At 44.3% G+C, this 17582-nt stretch carries 5 protein-coding genes, 12 pseudogenes, 1 riboswitch and 1 other annotated feature; of the genes and pseudogenes, 4 read left to right on the forward strand and 13 right to left on the reverse strand.

Features of this window, described 5'->3' with window-relative positions; all coding sequences use genetic code 11:
- Nucleotides 1–82: 82 nt before the first annotated feature.
- From bioD to cysS, 4 genes and pseudogenes are all read right to left on the reverse strand, one after another.
- Entirely contained in the window at nt 83–766 is a 684-nt protein-coding gene (gene bioD / locus K08M4_RS09550) for a dethiobiotin synthase (RefSeq protein ID WP_086049710.1), read from the reverse strand.
- Nucleotides 763–1569: pseudogene (bioC, locus tag K08M4_RS09555) on the reverse strand (malonyl-ACP O-methyltransferase BioC). Before bioC ends, bioD begins: the two are co-directional and overlap by 4 nt.
- Nucleotides 1544–2479 (reverse strand): annotated as a pseudogene (locus tag K08M4_RS09560) (8-amino-7-oxononanoate synthase); the annotation flags it as partial. The pseudogenes K08M4_RS09560 and bioC, both read right to left, overlap by 26 nt.
- A gap of 3 nt (nt 2480–2482) precedes the next feature.
- Nucleotides 2483–3869, reverse strand: a pseudogene (gene cysS / locus K08M4_RS09565) (cysteine--tRNA ligase).
- 364 nt (nt 3870–4233) lie between these two features.
- Between cysS and K08M4_RS09570 the strand changes: the two are divergent.
- The 4 genes and pseudogenes from K08M4_RS09570 (at nt 4234) to K08M4_RS09585 (ending at nt 7510) form a co-directional block, all read left to right on the forward strand.
- A complete protein-coding gene (locus tag K08M4_RS09570; protein WP_086049711.1) occupies nt 4234–4722 on the forward strand; it encodes a peptidylprolyl isomerase in 489 nt (162 codons plus the stop codon).
- Between the two features lie 90 nt (nt 4723–4812).
- Nucleotides 4813–5548 (forward strand): annotated as a pseudogene (gene lpxH / locus K08M4_RS09575) (UDP-2,3-diacylglucosamine diphosphatase).
- A gap of 123 nt (nt 5549–5671) precedes the next feature.
- Nucleotides 5672–6889 (forward strand): annotated as a pseudogene (locus tag K08M4_RS09580) (EAL and HDOD domain-containing protein).
- A 118-nt stretch (nt 6890–7007) separates the two neighbouring features.
- Nucleotides 7008–7510: pseudogene (locus K08M4_RS09585) on the forward strand (YchJ family protein).
- A 347-nt stretch (nt 7511–7857) separates the two neighbouring features.
- On the opposite strand, the pseudogene hisIE reads toward K08M4_RS09585, so the two are convergent.
- From hisIE to K08M4_RS09630, 9 genes and pseudogenes are all read right to left on the reverse strand, one after another.
- Nucleotides 7858–8507: pseudogene (hisIE, locus tag K08M4_RS09590) on the reverse strand (bifunctional phosphoribosyl-AMP cyclohydrolase/phosphoribosyl-ATP diphosphatase HisIE).
- Nucleotides 8504–9282: pseudogene (hisF, locus tag K08M4_RS09595) on the reverse strand (imidazole glycerol phosphate synthase subunit HisF). The pseudogenes hisIE and hisF overlap by 4 nt, the downstream one beginning before the upstream one ends.
- Nucleotides 9264–10003: pseudogene (gene hisA, locus K08M4_RS09600) on the reverse strand (1-(5-phosphoribosyl)-5-[(5-phosphoribosylamino)methylideneamino]imidazole-4-carboxamide isomerase). The pseudogenes hisF and hisA overlap by 19 nt, the downstream one beginning before the upstream one ends.
- A 44-nt stretch (nt 10004–10047) precedes the next feature.
- Nucleotides 10048–10674 (reverse strand): annotated as a pseudogene (gene hisH, locus K08M4_RS09605) (imidazole glycerol phosphate synthase subunit HisH).
- A 61-nt stretch (nt 10675–10735) separates the two neighbouring features.
- Nucleotides 10736–11521, reverse strand: coding sequence for an HAD hydrolase-like protein (locus tag K08M4_RS09610; protein ID WP_232460243.1), 786 nt, complete (start codon nt 11519–11521; stop codon nt 10736–10738).
- A gap of 371 nt (nt 11522–11892) precedes the next feature.
- Nucleotides 11893–12952: pseudogene (hisC, locus tag K08M4_RS09615) on the reverse strand (histidinol-phosphate transaminase).
- A 31-nt stretch (nt 12953–12983) separates the two neighbouring features.
- A pseudogene (hisD, locus tag K08M4_RS09620) lies at nt 12984–14283 on the reverse strand (histidinol dehydrogenase).
- Complete coding sequence (hisG, locus tag K08M4_RS09625; protein ID WP_029223133.1) at nt 14283–15179, reverse strand: ATP phosphoribosyltransferase; 897 nt, start codon at nt 15177–15179, stop codon at nt 14283–14285. The pseudogene hisD and the gene hisG overlap by 1 nt, the downstream one beginning before the upstream one ends.
- Nucleotides 15180–15231: 52 nt before the next feature.
- Nucleotides 15232–15367: a sequence feature (His leader region), on the reverse strand.
- A 189-nt stretch (nt 15368–15556) separates the two neighbouring features.
- Nucleotides 15557–17149 (reverse strand): Na+/H+ antiporter NhaC family protein, encoded by a 1593-nt coding sequence (locus tag K08M4_RS09630; RefSeq protein WP_086049706.1) that lies wholly within the window; start codon nt 17147–17149, stop codon nt 15557–15559.
- A gap of 112 nt (nt 17150–17261) precedes the next feature.
- Nucleotides 17262–17439, reverse strand: a riboswitch (Lysine riboswitch).
- Nucleotides 17440–17582: the final 143 nt, after the last annotated feature.

The raw sequence follows: 17582 nt of genomic DNA on the forward strand, positions 1-17582 counted from the left end.
TTATAAGCTAATGGTCAAAGGCTTAACAAAGCAAAAGGGCTGCAATCGCAGCCCTTTTCTTGTTTAACGTATAACTCGAAGTTTAAAGATCAAGCAATGGCTGTACATTAATGTACTTACCAATGTTCTTAGACTTTGCTCTTGGCACATACGGGATTTCACCTAACTTCGGTGCACCTAGCTTGTCTTCAAGCATCGCTATAATTTCGGCGTAATGTTCAGTACCTGGGTTAATGCGGTTTGCAACCCAACCCACTAGGTTCAGTCCATCAGCACGAATCACTTCTGCGGTTAGTAGTGCATGACTCAAACAGCCAAGCTTAATACCAACCGTCAATACCACAGGCAGCTGCTCTTTTTTGACCCAGCTAGACAAATATTCTTCATCAGAAACCGGTACACGCCAACCACCAGCACCTTCAACTAACACGATGTCAGAGTTTTGCTTATGCTCTGCCAGCTTAGCTGATAATACGGTTTCATCAATCACGACACCATCATGCTTTGCTGCAATGTGTGGTGATGAAGGCAGCAACAACGCATATGGATTAACGTCTTCGTAAGCAATGTCTTGCGTTGCCGCTTCTTGAAGATGCAACGCATCACTATTACGTAACCCTTCAGGGAGTTGTTCACACCCTGCTGCAACTGGCTTGTAGCCAATTGTTGATAACTCTTGTGCGGCTAAAGCTTGAAGAATCGCTTTTGAAACCACAGTTTTTCCCACTTCGGTATCCGTACCTGCAATGAATAATGCATCAATCATAATTGAATAACCCCTAAACAAACTTGATATGTTGCTGGTAAGAAACCTTGATGGTTTTTAAACTCTCGATATTCCCGCTCAACAAGCTGCAACATTCGGCGACTTGTTAAACCTTGTGAGCGACCACTTACGTGATTAGCGCCGATACCTTTAAGGTCGCGCATCAGTTCAAACGCAGTGTCGTACCAAAACGGTGATGGTGGGCAAGTCTAGTTGATGAGCAGTACAGCTAGATTGCGCTAACGCAATTTTTACCTGATTGATTGTAATAAAATGGTTAACGTGTTGATGTGTGTCAATTTTTGACCATGACTTTTTCAGTTCAAACAGTGACCCATCAAGCAAAGTTGAGAAAACAACACGCCCTCCAAGCGAGGTGACACGCCTCATCTCCCTCAGAGGCGACGATAAATCGTCACACCCATTGCAACGCAAGACTAGAGAAAACAATATCAAAAGCCCCATCTTCGAATGGCAATAGCTCGGCATCAGCTTGTCGATATAAAGAGACCATTGCGCCACAGCGCTGTTCGGCTTTTTGCAACATTCCAACAGAAAGGTCTGCGCATACCACTTCAGCGCCTCGTTCCAACCAATTGCTGTGAGAAATAACCAGTACCACAACCTAAATCGAGCACCTTTAATCCAGAGAGGTCATTCGGTAACTTATCCAGCAGTCGGTGACCAACATCGCGCTGGAATTCAGCGTGTCTGTCATAGGTTGTTGCTGCTTTGCCGAAGGCTTCGGCAATCGCACTCTTGTCTTGGCCTGCGTAATTATCCACTACTGCTTCTTGTGACATTTACTGAGCCTCTTTCTTTAAATTCAAAGCTTGATTCTATGCTTGGTTTGCTTACAGACTCGTTGCTTCGCTCTATTGCTTGAAGCAACGAGTCTGTTAACTGAAGAACCTGCTTCTGACTGTGGTTGGCCGTTAAGGTAATTCGCAGACGAGCAGTCCCAATAGGTACCGTTGGTGGCCTTATTGCCGTTACCCAAACTAGGTTGCGCTTTAACTCTTCAGCAATAGATAGTGCAGCTTGGGCTTCGCCGATTAAAAATGGTTTGATCGGCGTCTGAGTATCAATAAAACCTTTCACACCATTCATCTGCTCGGCATAGAGAGCGCCTAACTCCGTGAGTTTCTCACGACGCCACTCTTGCGTTTGAATCATCTGACACGCATGAGACAAAGCCACCGCTTGTGAAGGTGGCATTGCCGTCGAGTAGACATGATGACGGGCGAACTGAGTTAAGTAATCACCCACTTCTGACGAACAAAGAATCGCAGCACCAGAAAGGCCAAATGCTTTGCCAAAGGTCACCACCAAAATATCAGGTGAGACTTGTGCCGCACTGCAACTCCCAGCCCCTTTATCACCTAATACACCGATACCGTGGGCATCATCAACCACCAACCAACTGTCGTATTGGTTAGTCAAGTTAAATACCTGGCTGAGAGGCGCTTGATCGCCATCCATGCTGAACACACCTTCAGTCACAACCAAGGATTGTGGAGAGCGGCTTAGTAAAGACTCTAGGTGCTGCGTATCGTTGTGCTTAAAGCGTTTCATGGTTGCAGGTGAAAGCATCCCCGCTTCCATCAAAGAGGCGTGGTTGAGCTTATCTTGCAATAGAGAGTCGTCTTTCTCGAGCAGAGAAAACAACAAAGCTTGATTGGCACTGAAACCAGAACTAAAGAGAATGGCACGGATTTACTTACGACGCCAAGTCGTACCTTCTGGGCCATCTTCCAGAACAATACCTAACTCGTTCAGCTTATCACGTGCAAGATCGGCATTTGCCCCAATCTTTCGAAGCACGAGAATCGTTGCGCAGTTTGATCAACGCTTCGATTTCAGCGACTTCGTCATCGTTACCTGCTGCATCGCCTTGCAAAAAAGCTTCTGGGTCTTGATGAAGAATACCGATGATGTCTGCCAGTTCACGCATCAATGCACCTAGTGCACTTGCTTTTTCGATGCTTTCAGTCTTGATACGGTTGATTTCACGAGCCATTTCAAACAGCACTGAATAAGCTTCAGGTGTGTTGAAATCATCGTTCATCGCTGTAGAGAAACGAGTCACGTACTCTTCACCACCAGCAGGCGCAGCAGTAACATCGAGGCCACGAAGTGATGTGTAGAGACGCTCTAGTGATGCGCGAGCTTGATTTAAGTTATCTTCGCTGTAGTTCAGTTGGCTACGGTAGTGACCAGACATTAGGAAGTAACGTACTGTTTCTGCATCGTAATGCTGAAGTACATCACGGATAGTGAAGAAGTTACCCAGTGACTTAGACATTTTTTCTCTGTCTACCATCACCATGCCGCTGTGCATCCAGGTGTTCACATACTGGGTGCCATGTGCACAGCAAGATTGTGCGATTTCGTTCTCGTGGTGCGGGAATTGTAGATCTGAACCGCCACCATGGATATCGAAGTGATTACCAAGAATAGACGAGTTCATTGCTGAACACTCAATGTGCCAACCCGGACGACCTGGACCCCATGGTGATTCCCACGTAGGTTCACCGGGCTTAGACATCTTCCAAAGAACGAAATCTAACGGGCTACGTTTTGCTGAATCGATGTCAACACGAGCACCAGCTTGAAGCTGGTCAAGGTCTTGCTTGGAAAGCTTACCGTATTCGTCGAACTTCTTAACTTCGAACATCACGTCGCCGTTACTTGCAACATAAGCAAAACCACGTTGAATTAGCTTTTCTACTAACTCAATGATCTCTGTGATGAATTCAGTCGCACGAGGCTCAACATCAGGGCGTTTCATGTTCAATGCATCGAAGTCCGCGTGCATTTCACCGATCAAGCGCTCAGTCAGAGAGTCGCAAGACTCGCCGTTTTCATTAGCGCGTTTGATGATTTTGTCATCGATATCAGTGATATTACGAACGAAGTTCAAATCATAACCAAGGTAACGAAGGTAACGAGTTACTACGTCGAAAGAAACGAACGTACGGCCATGACCAATATGACAGAGATCGTATATGGTTACCCCACAGACATACATACCGACTTTGCCAGCTGTAATTGGTTTGAATTCCTCTTTCTGTCTTGTGAGCGTGTTATATATCTTCAGCATGATCTCTATCTATTTTATGGATTAATCAAAAATAAGTTCGCAGTATAACAAGTCATACCTTAATAGGTAATCCCCAAAAGCAGGAATTATACCAATCACAGTAAGTAGATGGTCATAAATAGCGCAGAAAAAAATGCTTGAGAACAAGGAAGCTCTTTTCGACAAAAAGTTTCGATAAGTAGTTATTCTACATTTCAAAATTTCTAACGACGTTATCAAGTGTTTTAAAGCTAGGATGGCCAGTTATTTTACTACAATTGGTATTACCTCAAATCGAGTTAAGTTAATGATTTGGTGATTTGAAAGTCTGCCAACATGCGCTAGAATTCGAACTTCATATTAAAAACAGTAAGGTAAACAATGAATCCCTTCACCAAATTTTGGTGACATCAAAGTTCAACTTAACGAAGAAAAAGCACCAGAAACAAGCGCAAACTTCCTACAGTATTGCCGTGACGGTTTTTACGACAACACGCTATTCCACCGTGTTATCGATGGTTTCATGGTTCAAGGCGGCGGCATGACTTCTGGCCTTAAAGAAAAAACAACTCGTGCGACTATCAAGAACGAAGCAAACAACGGCCTAGCGAACAAAGTGGGTACGCTAGCAATGGCTCGTACTATGGAACCGCATTCAGCGAGCTCTCAGTTCTTCATCAACGTTAACGACAACTCTTTCCTAAACTTCCGCAGCGAAAGCCTAGACGGTTGGGGCTACTGTGTATTCGCAGAAGTTGTTGAAGGCATGGACATCGTAAACAAGATCAAAGGTGTTAGCACAGGTTCTATGGGTATGCACCAAGATGTACCGCTAGAAGAAGTGATCATCACTGGCACTACAATCGAAGCTTAATTCATCGCTTTCGATTAGTATTAATCATTACTATTGATGACCCGATAAAATCAGGATATAGGGAGCGAATCGCTCCCTTTTTTTAGACCTATGAAAACATATTTTATATCAGATCTACATCTTGCTCCGTCACGACAAGACATCACTGACTGCTTCTTAACCTTCATGAAGAACGAGGCCGTAGAAGCGGATGCACTCTACGTGTTAGGCGACCTTTTCGAATTCTGGATTGGTGATGACGATAAGAGTGAGTTCGCGAATTCCATTCGCCAAACGTTTATAGACTTAGTTAACACTGGCGTGCCTTGTTATTTCACACAAGGTAACCGCGACTTTTTAGTTGGCAAAAAATTTGCGAAACAAACCGGTGTGCAACTTCTAGATGAAGTCTCAACTATCGATGTCTACGGACAAAAAGCGGTGGTATTGCATGGTGATACTCTGTGTACCGAAGATGTAAAGTACCTCGCCTTTCGCGAAAAAGTTCATCAACCCTGGTTACAATGGGTCTTTAATAGAATTCCATTTTTTATTAAAAAAGAAAATTGTCTCCAAGGTTCAGTCTGATATCAAAGATGACAAGCAAACCAAATCTCTCGACATCATGGATGTAACACAGCAAGAAGTCGAAAATGTGATGGCACAACACAATGTCGATTTGATGATCCACGGTCATACTCACCGCCCAAACATACACAAATTCAGTGCTAGCAATTGCAGTAAAACCCGTATCGTACTTGGTGATTGGTATACTCAGGGATCAGTTCTGGTCTTCACCTCGCAAGGTTTTGAACTACAGAATCGAGCGTTTGGCAATCGCTTTTAGCATCACGCTTAAACTTTCACTTTTATTATTATCATTGGTCAGATTTTCTTCACTTGTATATGGTAATTTCTCCTGAATTAGCTATTATTTGTCTATCAAAAATAAACCGAACACAACACCAAGTTGAAATATTCATACGTAGCGCGTCAACCAATACTCGATGCAGACAAGAAGACCATAGGTTACGAGTTGCTATTTAGGGATGGTCCTAAGAACACTTTCCCTGAAGTAGAGCCGGAGCTCGCTACTAGCCGTTTGCTTTCCGACCACTTCTTATCTACCCACTATAATACATTGGGCGATAAGCTTGGATTCGTTAATTTTCCATATGCAAGCTTGGTTAACCTAGTCCCGACTCTATTTCCGAAAGAGAGCTTAGTTGTCGAGGTACTGGAAGACTGTGAGCCAACAGACGAACTGCTAGAAGCCATCATCACAATTTATGATGCGGGTTACACGATCGCGTTAGATGACTTTGTGCCTAGCAAAGCATGGAAACGCTTCTTACCTTACGTATCAATTATCAAATTCGACATACGTTTGATCTCAATCGCTAAAGCTTCGACGTTCATGAACACTCTGAAAGACTTGAATATCGAGTTTCTAGCGGAGAAAGTAGAACTCACGAAGAATACCAAGAAGCAATCCAAGCCGGGTTTAACTATTTTCAAGGCTACTTTTTCAGTAAGCCGGAGATGATCCAAACTCGCGCATTAAACCCTGCTTTTTTAACCATTGTTCAACTGTTGAAAGAGATTGCCAACGATCCTATCAACTTTGCCGAAGTAGAGCGTTTGATTACCCTTGATATGACTATGTCGTATAAGCTGCTCTCTTACGTAAACTCCGCTGGTGGCTCATCAACACCGATTCGTTCATTCCACCAAGCGCTTGTTTATCTTGGTGAACAAAAAACTACGTAAGCTAGTGTCACTGGTTGCTATCGCATCCGCGAAAGAAGATAAGCCAGACTCACTCTATGGTTTAGCCGTGATACGCGCACGCCAATGTGAGCTGTTGGTCAAAAAAATGAACGTTAAGGTCGAGCCTGGACAAGCCTTTTTAACCGGCATGTTTTCGCTGCTTGACTCCCTATTCGATCTGCCTTTAGAAAAAGTATTGGACTCGGTGCCGATCGATGATGAGATTAAACAAGCCTTGATACAACGTAAAGGTGTGCTAGGTGCCATTTTGGCGATGGTCATTGCTTATGAACAAGCTCGCTGGGATGAAGTAACGCGCATCCGTAAGTTGCTCAAACTCAACGAAGCTGAGCTAGGTCAAGCTTATGACGAAGCAACCTCTTGGACTCAAGATCTGCTGTGCTCTACTTCGAAATAGCTCACGTTACACAAGGATTTCAATAGAAACTCAGCTTTGGTGAGCGATCGTTTCTTGGTAAACTCCCACGCATTCATTTATGGCCTCTTAATAGAGGCCATTTTTACAGGATTTGACTATGATGCCCATGCAGCAAAGCAATTACCAACAGTGCTGCGAAATAGCACACTTAGCCACGGTGCCGTTGAAACGCCTGAACAATTAATGCGCTCACGTTATTCTGCACATGTACTTGGTTTGGTTGATTATGTAGTTGCTACTTACCACCCTAGCTGTAATGCAGAATCACAACGAGAAGGTATAGCCGAATCCATAGATAGTGATTGGGCAGGTTTAGAAGTCATTGGTACTGCTGCAGGTTCACATGAGAACGAAGGCTTTGTTGAATTTAAAGCTTACTTCAATGAAGACGATGAACAATACTGCATGCAAGAACGCTCTCGCTTTATACGTGAAGACGGTCTTTGGTACTACATTGATGGTACCTTCCCAGAGCAGGAACAAACTACACAACCAGAAATTGACCCACGCTTAAATCAAACCGTTGAGAGCTTTAAAATCGGCCGTAATGATCCGTGTATTTGTGGCAGTGGTAAGAAATACAAGAAGTGCTGCGGGTAGACAGATTAAGAGAAGAGATTCCTGATGTCGCTTAGGCTCCTCGGAATGACGTAAAGTCAGAGGTTAGAAAAGCGATGCAGGAACTTAAAAAATCTCGAAATCTTGAAATCTTGAAATCTTGAAATCTTGAAATCTTGAATCTTGAAATCTTGAAAATTAAACAATTAAACAATTAAAACAATTAAACAATTAAACAATTAAACAATTAAACAATTAAACAATTAAACAATTAAACAATTAAACAATTAAACAATTAAACAATTAAACAATTAAAAAAGCCCCGTAAACATGTTTGTTTACGGGGCTTTTGTTTGTCTTTTTCGTGGTTCTATTAATCTAAAGAGGGCTTACTTATGGCGCTCTTTTAGTTTATTTACCCACGTCGTTCATCGATAAGCCTTGGTCTTGAAGAAGAAACCATTAGGTGGTAAATCAAATCCGCAGATTCGCACACTAACTCCGCCTTATCGCCCGACGTCGCCGCAAGCGCGACTTCAACGCCTTCTTCGCCCACTTTTTGCGAAATAACGCTTGGTGCCACGGGCATATAGGCTGGCAGTATAGAAGATTCAGGATCGGCGTCTTGCGGGCAGCCAGTAGCTGCTCAAGCTGATGAAGCCACACCATCTGAGACTCTTGTTGTTTGTCTCCGTCCCAGCACGTTGTTGTACCAGTGTGGCATGTTGGGCCAATGGGATTAACTTTAACCAGTAAGGTGTCGCTGTCACAGTCCAAGCAATGTTTTGCAGTTGCAATACGTTGCCCGACGTTTCACCTTTCGTCCAAAGAGCTCTTTGGTGCGAGAGAAAAACGTCACTTGGCCAGTCTCGCCTGTTTTCTCGAGTGCTGCAGGGTTCATGTATCCCATCATCAGCACTTGGCTAGATTGGTAATCTTGAACAATAGCTGGCACTAAGCCACCCACTTTTTCCCAATCAATACGCTCTGACAATGCGCCTACTTCTGTTTTTGATAAGCTTACGGGTTCAAAACTCATAGTCGCACCTCTACATCTTGTTGTTTCAAATACTGTTTAAGTTCACCAATATTGATGACTTGCTTGTGGAATACCGAAGCCGCAAGTGCTCCGTCCACGTTGGTTTTTTTATAGGCTTCAGCAAAATGCTCCATCGCACCTGCGCCACCTGATGCAATCAGGGGTACATTACACACTGAACGTACCATGTTTAACTGGTCGATATCATAGCCGTTGCGAACGCCATTCTTGGTTCATCATGTTTAACACGATCTCACCGGCGCCACGCTTCTGTACTTCCTGCACCCAAATCTTTGGTTTCCCACTTGGTTGCTTTGGTAACGCGCTTCATCGCCTGTGAATTGGTAAACCTGATATTTACCCGTCTCTTTATCGAAGTATGAATCGATACCGACAACGATACACTGCACGCCGAACTTATCAGCTAGGTCAGTGATCAGCTGTGGGTTTAGCCAATGCAGGCGAGTTGATGGATACTTTATCGGCGCCAAACTCAAGAATGCGTGCTGCATCTTCCGCGGACTTAATACCACCAGCCACACAGAAAGGAATATCAATCACTTCTGCTACGCGTTTCACCCAGCTTTTATCGACCACACGGCCATCACTTGATGCGGTAATATCGTAAAATACTAATTCATCAGCGCCCTCTTCTGCGTAGCGGTTGTGCTAGCGGAACGATGTCACCAATAATTTCGTGATTACGGAATTGAACGCCCTTAACCACTTGTCCATCACGGACATCCAAACAAGGGATTATTCGCTTTGCCAACATGCAAATGCCTCCTCTGCAGTGAACTTGCCATCAAGCAGTGCACGACCAACAATCACACCCGCAACGCCGCTGCCTTTCAGTGCTTCGATATCAGCTAGGCTGCCAATGCCACCCGATGATTGGAATTGCACTTGTGGGTACCGCTTACAAAGATCGACATAGAGCTCTACGTTTGACCCTTCTAGCGTGCCATCACGTGAAATATCAGTACACAGAACGTGTTTAAGGCCAACCGTGAGGTAATCTTCAATTAGCGCTTCAATGGTCACGCCTGAATCTTCTTGCCAACCTGAAATCGCCACTTTACGTGTGCCGATTTCGTCAATGTTGATGTCCAGAGCCAGCACGATTTTCTCCGCGCCGTACTTCTCCATCCAACCTTTAACTAACTCAGGTTGCTTAACTGCTGTAGAACCAACCACAACGCGCTGTGCGCCAGCTTCTAGCAGATCAACAACATCTTGCTCGTTACGCACGCCACCACCCAATCTGGATGTTCGCAGGTGTGCTAGCCAGTAGCTTAGCAATTAAATCTAACTGGCGAGCAGTAGTATCTTTTGCACCTGTTAAGTCAACAAGGTGCCAGCCAGCCAGCGCCAGCTTGGTGATACAGGTTGAACTGCTCTGCTGGATCGACTTTGTATTCTGTTACTTGCCCGTAGTCCCCTTGAAATAAGCGAACTACTTGGCCTTCAATTAAATCTAACGCGGGAATAATCATTTACATTCCTTATATGGCAACGTTAGCCGCTGCCTAAATCCTTATTACAATTCCAAGAAGTTCTGAATCAGCTTAGAGCCAGCTTTTGACGAACGTTCTGGGTGGGAACTGAACACCATAATAGTTTGCCACTTTGCACTGCGGCAGTGAACGGATTGCCGTAATCACAATTGTGCGATTGTGTAGTCACCCACTGGCATTGCGAAGCTGTGTACAAAGTAGAAGTACTCGCCCTCTTCAATATCTTTGAATAGAGGGTGGTTAGGTGTCGCGGTTACTGTGTTCCAACCCATGTGTGGTAATGGTAAATCACCCGTTTCAAGTAAACGAACTTCGCCATCACACAAATCCTAGGCATTCAACTAAACTCGTCAGCTTTTTGGCCTTTCTCTTGAGACAGTTTGCCCTAACAGTTGCATACCTAAAACAGATACCCAGCAGAGGGCTTCTTCTACTTGTTTCACAAGGCTAACAAGGTCACGCTCTTGCAAGTTCTTCATTGCCTCACTTGCTGTACCTACACCGGGTAGGAACAGCTTGTCCGCAGCAAGAACAACTTTTGGTTCTTTTGAAATTTTCAACGGGCATAGCCCAGGCGTGCAATAGCAAAACTTCACTGAGGAAACGTTGGCACAACCAGTATCAATAATAACGACTTTTTGATCTTTCATTGTTTTTCCTTGCTAACGTTAGCCTTACAGAACGCCTTTGCTGCTTGGTAACTCGTTACCTTCAACTTTGATTGCTTGGCGGAGAGTACGGCCAAAACGCTTTGAACAGACTCTCAATAATGTGGTGATCATTATGCCAGCAGAAGAAAGGTGTAGTGTACAAGCCAGTGTATCGGTTAAAAGAACGGAAGAAGTGAACCACCATCTCGGTTGAAAAGATCACCCACACTTGTTCACGGCTGAATTGAGCATCGAATTTAAGGTATGGGCGACCAGAAAGGTCTAGCGCACACTGAGCCAAGCACTCATCCATCGGCAGGCTGAAACCAAAGCGACCGATGCCACGTTTGTCACCTAGCGCATCTTTCAGAGCTTGGCCTAACGCAAGCGCGGTGTCTTCGATTGTGTGGTGGTCATCAATGTGTAGATCGCCTTTCACAGTCAGGTTCATTTGGAAACCGCCGTGTGTCGCGATTTGATCAAGCATGTGGTCGAAGAAACCCATGCCTGTATCGATCTTGTTACCACCGGTTTCATCAAGGTTTACTGCAACCTTTATATCGGTTTCTTTAGTGGTACGAACCACTTCAGCCACACGAGCGTTAACCGTTAGATCTTTAACGATCTGTGGCCAGTTAAGTGTGCCCTCAGTTTGCGCATCTGGTCCGTATTGGATACCACGAATTGCCATGTTCTCAGCAAGTTGAAGATCCGTCATTCGGTCGCCAATCACAACAGAGTGTTGGAAGTCGACTTTGCCGCCTTGTAGGTATTCTTTAACCATACCCAGTTTAGGCTTACGGCAAGAGCAGTTGTCTTCGTCAAAGTGAGGACAAATAAAGCACATCGTCAAACTTAACGCCTTGAGATTCGAAGAACTCCATCATCATATTATGCGGAGCATCGAATTCTTCTGTGGGTAGCTATCCGTACTAAACCATCTTGGTTAGTCACCATCACTAAGCGGTAGCCAGCATCTTCAAAGCAAGCAGGCTAGGAATCACTAGCGGTTCGAATTAGCTTATCTAAAACGTCTACTTGAAAGTCGACTGGCCTTTTGTCCCTAAAATTTCTTTTTTATCATTGAACTCTTGTATCTTTTATTCTACTTGAACTTCCTTTTAATTTTAAATCTGGTGGCCTAGCTAAAATCAACCGCTAACCCAAATGTCTGATTCATTGCCAGTTATGTTGATTAAACACAACTGGCCAATGTGATTACTGGTAAGCCTTCGTTACTGAAAAAAGTTTACGAATGAATCCAAGTGTCTTTTCGCACTCTTCGCGGTTACCAATACTAATACGAACACAATCTTCAATTGGCGAATTACGCAAAATGATGCCCGTATCCCAAGCTGCTTTAAATAACTCATCGCCGTTCGGGAATTTCACCAGTAGGTAGTTTACCCCAACCATCAAATACCGTTACTTGAGGCATGCCTAATAGACCCGCTTGCAAATACGCTCGGTTAGCACTTAAATCCAGAACTTGGAACTTAGCGCGCGCTAGTCCTTGATCTGAAAGTGCTTGAACAGCTATGTCAGCAACAGGAATTGGCACTGGATAAGGAGCAATCACTTTCAACAGTACATCGATAAGCGCTTTATTCGCTAGCGTAAAGCCACAGCGTAGTCCCGCTAATGCAAAAGCTTTGGAAAGAGTACGCAAAATCGCTAAGTTCGGATATTGAGCAAGCAAATCGACCGTTGACGCTTCAGGGCAGAAGTCGATATACGCTTCATCCATCACCACAATCGCTTTGTCTTGAGTCATCTCAAGCAGTTTAATGATGTCTTTACGGTTAACTAAGTTACCTGTTGGGTTATTTGGGCTGCAAACAAAGACAACTTTTACGTTGTCGAGTTGAGCTTCAATAGCAGGAAGATCCAATTGCCATTCAGAAGTTAGAGGCACCACTTTACGTTCGACACCAATGGTTTCGGCACTGATCGCATACATACCGTAAGTCGGTGGACAGTAAAGAATTGCATCTTCGTTTGGCTCACAGAACGCACGAATCAAAAGCTCGATACCTTCGTCAGCACCGCGCGTTGTCAGCGTTTGCTCTGATGTCACGCCAGCGTATTGAGCATAAGCATCGATCAGCTCTTTAGGCTGGCACTCGCTGTAGCGGTTAAGTCGAGTCAGATTTAGGCTGTACTCGTTATCAAACGGAGATTCATTGGCGTTCAACCATACATCTCCGCTACCGCCAATGCGTCTTGCAGACAAATAAGGTGTCAGAGCCTGAATTTGCTTTCTTGCTAACTTTTCCATGCTCTACCCTTATTTCGCTTTATTTAACGTTTCAACTCGATTTAATTTTTTCAACTCGGATAGTCACAGCACGTTTGTGTGCATCCAAGCCTTCGGCTTCCGCCATGGTTACTACCGTTGGGGCTAGGCCTTTTAAGCCATCGGCTGTTAACTCTTGTACTGTCATACGCTTAGAGAAATCAGCCAAACCTAAACTTGAATAGGTTTTGGTATAGCCGTAAGTCGGAAGAACGTGGTTTGTACCTGATGCATAATCACCTGCAGACTCTGGAGACCAGTCACCAAGGAAGATTGACCCTGCATTGTCTAGCAACGGCAGCAATTCACGTGGGTTCTTAGTCTGAACAATCAAGTGCTCCGGACCGTAGAAGTTCGAAATCGCAATCGCTTGAGTGATCGATTCAGCAATGATGATTAGGCTTGAAGCCAATGCTTGCTGAGCGATGTTCGCACGAGACAGTTCTTTCAGTTGCTTCTGAACCGCATCGGTTACTTGGTCGGCAACAACTGGCGATGGTGTGACTAACACAACTTGTGAATCTGGTCCGTGTTCCGCTTGGCTCAGTAGATCTGCAGCAATGAAGTCAGCATCCGCAGTTTCGTCTGCAATCACTAACACTTCAGATGGGCCTGCCGGCATATCAATCGCAGCGCCACGGAAATCGTTACTTACTTGGCGTTTCGCTTCCGTTACGTAAGCGTTACCTGGACCGAAAATCTTATCGACCTTAGCAACACTCTCTGTACCATAAGCCATGGCAGCAACGGCTTGACCACCACCAACATTGTAAACCTCATCGATTTTACAAAGATTAGCGACATACAAGATTTTCATCAGCAATTGGCGGAGGTGAGCAAAGCACAACCTTACGACAACCCGCAATTTGAGCAGGTACACCTAACATAAGAACCGTTGACGGAAGTGGCGCGCTACCACCCGGAATATAAAGTCCAACAGTATTAATCGCGCGCGTCACCTGCTCACACACAACACCAGGCTGTGTTTCAACCTTAATTGGCTGCGGCTTCTGAGCTTCGTGAAACTTAGCAATATTGCTATAAGCTTGCTCTAACGCTTGCTTCATTTCTGGTGTTAAACGAGCACATGCCTCTTCAATCTCAGTCGAGTTGACTCGAATGGATTCTGGAGTCACACGATCGAACTTTTCAGTCAGTTCCTTAAGTGCGGCATCGCCTTCATTTCGTACTTTTGCAATAACATCAGAAACAGTCGCTGTGATGTTTGCACCTTCAGTAATAGCTGGACGCTCTAATACCGAGTCTTGCTGTGATTCACTTAAAGATTGCCAAACAACGGTTCTCATCGTCACTACCCCATCATTTTTTCGATTGGTAATACTAGAATCGAGCTTGCACCCAACTCTTTCAGCTGTTCCATAGTTTCCCAGAACAAGTTCTCTGTACTTACTAGGTGAACGGCAACTTTGTCTTTGTCTGTTGATAAAGGGAGAACCGTTGGATCTTCAGCACCAGGCAGTAGTGCTTTGATTTGCTCTAGCTGAGACGTTGGTGCGTGAAGCATGATGTACTTCGACTCTTTCGCTTGTTGAACACCCTGCATACGAGTCAGTAGTTTTTCAATTAATGCCGTTTTGTCTGCATCGAAATCACCAACACGTTGAATCAGTGTTGCTTTAGATTGGAAGATAGCCTCTGCTTCCTTTAGACCGTTTGCTTCTAGCGTTGCACCTGTAGAAACTAAATCGGCGATAGCGTCTGCTAGACCAGCACGTGGCGCAACTTCAACTGAGCCAGTTAGCATACAAGCGCTGAATTCAACACCCTGCTCGTCCATGTAGGCTTTTAGTAATTGTGGGTAAGTTGTCGCAATACGTTTGCCCGCTAGGTCTTGTGGGCCGTTGTATTCTTCATCTTTGTTGATTGCGATAGAAAGGCGGCAACCACCGAAGTCTAAACGACGTAGTGTACGAAACTCTGATGGCTCTTTTAAAGCAACGCGGTCTAGGCGAACTTCTTCTAGTTCATTCTCACCGATAAAACCAAGGTCAACCACACCATCCATGATAAGGCCTGGGATGTCGTCATCACGAACGAGTAACAAGTCGATTGGCATATTTAGTGAATGAACAACTAAGCGCTCACCCATGATGTTAAATTTCACACCACATTTTTTAAGTAGATCTTGGCACTCTTTACTTAAGCGACCTTTCTTTTGAATTGCGATTCTTAGGCGTTGTGTCTGCATTGCTATATCCCTGTGCAAATATTTGAATTTATTGATTATTTAAAGTGCTAAAACTAAAAAACCCTCGGAAGACTTTGTCGTCCCGAGGGTTTAAATCTAAATTCTTTGACTTAACCTCCGGGAGAATTCTTGCTCCCGGGTATACGTAAATCTCCCCGAAAGACTAGATAGGGTGATGATGGTGATGAATGTTCATTACTAATTTACGCATACTTATCAGCTCTTAGGTTGTTTGCTGTCTTGTCTCCACACTAACTAAGCTGACACCCTTTTTCAACCATTTATTCGAACTTTTTTCACGAAATTTAAAATTAAATTAACGAACACAAAAAAAGGGAGGCAAACGCCTCCCTTCTCATTATTCAATCAAATGATGATTAGCTTTTACACGTTGCCATCTTACAACGTGAGAAATAAGCCAATGCAAAACATACCGCAACAAACGTTAGAGACGCTGCGCCAAATGCAATGCCAGTTGATGATGTCATTCCTAGGGTGATGAAACCAATACACGATACGAACGCCACAGACAGCGCATAAGGGAGCTGAGTCGATACGTGATCAATGTGGTTACAACGCGCACCTGTAGAAGACAGAATCGTTGTATCCGAGATTGGAGAACAGTGATCACCAAATACAGAACCCGCAAGAACCGCACTTAGCATAGGAAGGATTAGCGCGATGTCAGAGGCTGCAGCCATGTCACCCGCAATCGGTAACATGATACCGAACGTACCCCAAGATGTACCTGTCGAGAACGCCATTAGGCCAGCAAGAAGGAACAAGATAACCGGTAGCCAGTGGTAATCGATGTTACCTGTTGCTAGAGAGGATAGGTACGAACCTGTTTTCATGTCACCAATAACAGAACCAATCGTCCATGCAAATACAAGGATAAGGATAGCGCCAAACATTGAGCTTGCACCAATCCACATTGTTCTTGTGATATCAACCAAAGGTAGTTTCTGTTTGAATACCGTTGCTAGCGCAACGAGTAAACCAATCACACCACCGTAAACCAGAGACTTACCTACATCCGTATTTTCAAATGCGCCAAGTAAGTTGAATGCTTGACCATCAGCAGTAAGCGCTTGGCCACCCGTGTAAAGCATTGCAGCAACCGTCGCTACGATTAACGCTACGATTGGCATTACGAGATCAGAAACAGAACCGTTTTCGCTCTCTTGAATATCCAGCTCTTCGTTTAGATCGTGCGCTTGCTTTTGATCATTGTCGCCTTCAAAGCCACGGCCTTGAGAAGCTTCAATCTCATGCTCGCGCATTTTACCAACATCTAAACCAAACCACGCAACAGCAAACACCATTAATAGCGCGAACACAGCGTAGAAGTTCATTGGGATAAGGCGAACGTAAGCACCCAGTGCAGAATACTCTGTCACACCGTGTGTCACTAAGATGCCACCAATGATAGTAATAATGTAAGCACCCCAGCTAGAAGCAGGCATGATCACACACATAGGAGCAGCAGTTGAGTCTAGGATATAAGCTAGCTTAGCGCGAGATACGTAGAAGCGGTCAGTTACAGGGCGAGAGATAGCACCTACCGCTAAGCTGTTGAAGTAATCATCCACAAAGATGAATACACCTAAGAATGCAGCAAGTAGTTTAGAACCACGTTTGCTCTTAACACGAGACTGTGCCCACTCAGCGAATGCGCGAGTACCGCCAGATAGTGTTAATAATGCCGTTGTCATTCCAAGAATAATTAGGAAAGCGACAATGCTCATGTTCCAAGTGTTAATGCCACCATCTTCGATGAAAACACCAGATACTTTAGTAAAGACGTAGCTAGCTGCGTTACCTACTGAGTAGTCAGCAAGTAGAATCGCACCCATAACAATACCGACACCCAAGGAAACTAATACACGGCGGGTAACAATAGCAAGAGTCAAGGCAACCAAGGGAGGAAGCAGCGATAAAGGCGATGTTGCAAAATCTATTAAATTCATGATCTTCAAAAACCAGTTTTTTATTTGGCTAGAGATCTACTGCAGATAAACTTGATACGGCTTATCAAGCTCATGTTGAACTAAGCGAAAGGGAAGTGAACACTTCACCCAACCCTACAGTAGCGCTCCATAGTTTAAAATTAAGACTATGGCAGTGTTGTACCTATTAAGCACAACCCCAGCAAATTGCTTAGATATACAATTTACTTCGGCAATTACACCTTTCATTCCCGTTCATTGGCATCACCCCAACGAAAACTACTCTTTATAATTGCACCTCTACGTGCGGTAACATTATTAACCGTGTAAACCAGAGTTTAACAACAGATTAACCAAAGCACCGCATCAGGTGGCCGCAATTGTACCCATCAAGAGCAACAATGCAACATATCATTCCGAGAAAAATAAGCTTTTTGTTAATGAAGTAATCAAT

The sequence above is a fragment of the Vibrio syngnathi genome, assembly GCF_002119525.1.
Lineage (GTDB): Bacteria > Pseudomonadota > Gammaproteobacteria > Enterobacterales > Vibrionaceae > Vibrio > Vibrio syngnathi.

What these genes read in the sequence shown, in the direction of transcription:
- bioD (WP_086049710.1), bottom strand. Translation starts at nt 766, where the DNA reads ATGATTGATGCATTATTCATTGCAGGTACGGATACCGAAGTGGGAAAA.
- K08M4_RS09610 (WP_232460243.1), bottom strand. Translation starts at nt 11,521, where the DNA reads ATGTGCTTTATTTGTCCTCACTTTGACGAAGACAACTGCTCTTGCCGT.
- hisG (WP_029223133.1), bottom strand. Translation starts at nt 15,179, where the DNA reads ATGCAGACACAACGCCTAAGAATCGCAATTCAAAAGAAAGGTCGCTTA.
- K08M4_RS09630 (WP_086049706.1), bottom strand. Translation starts at nt 17,149, where the DNA reads ATGAATTTAATAGATTTTGCAACATCGCCTTTATCGCTGCTTCCTCCC.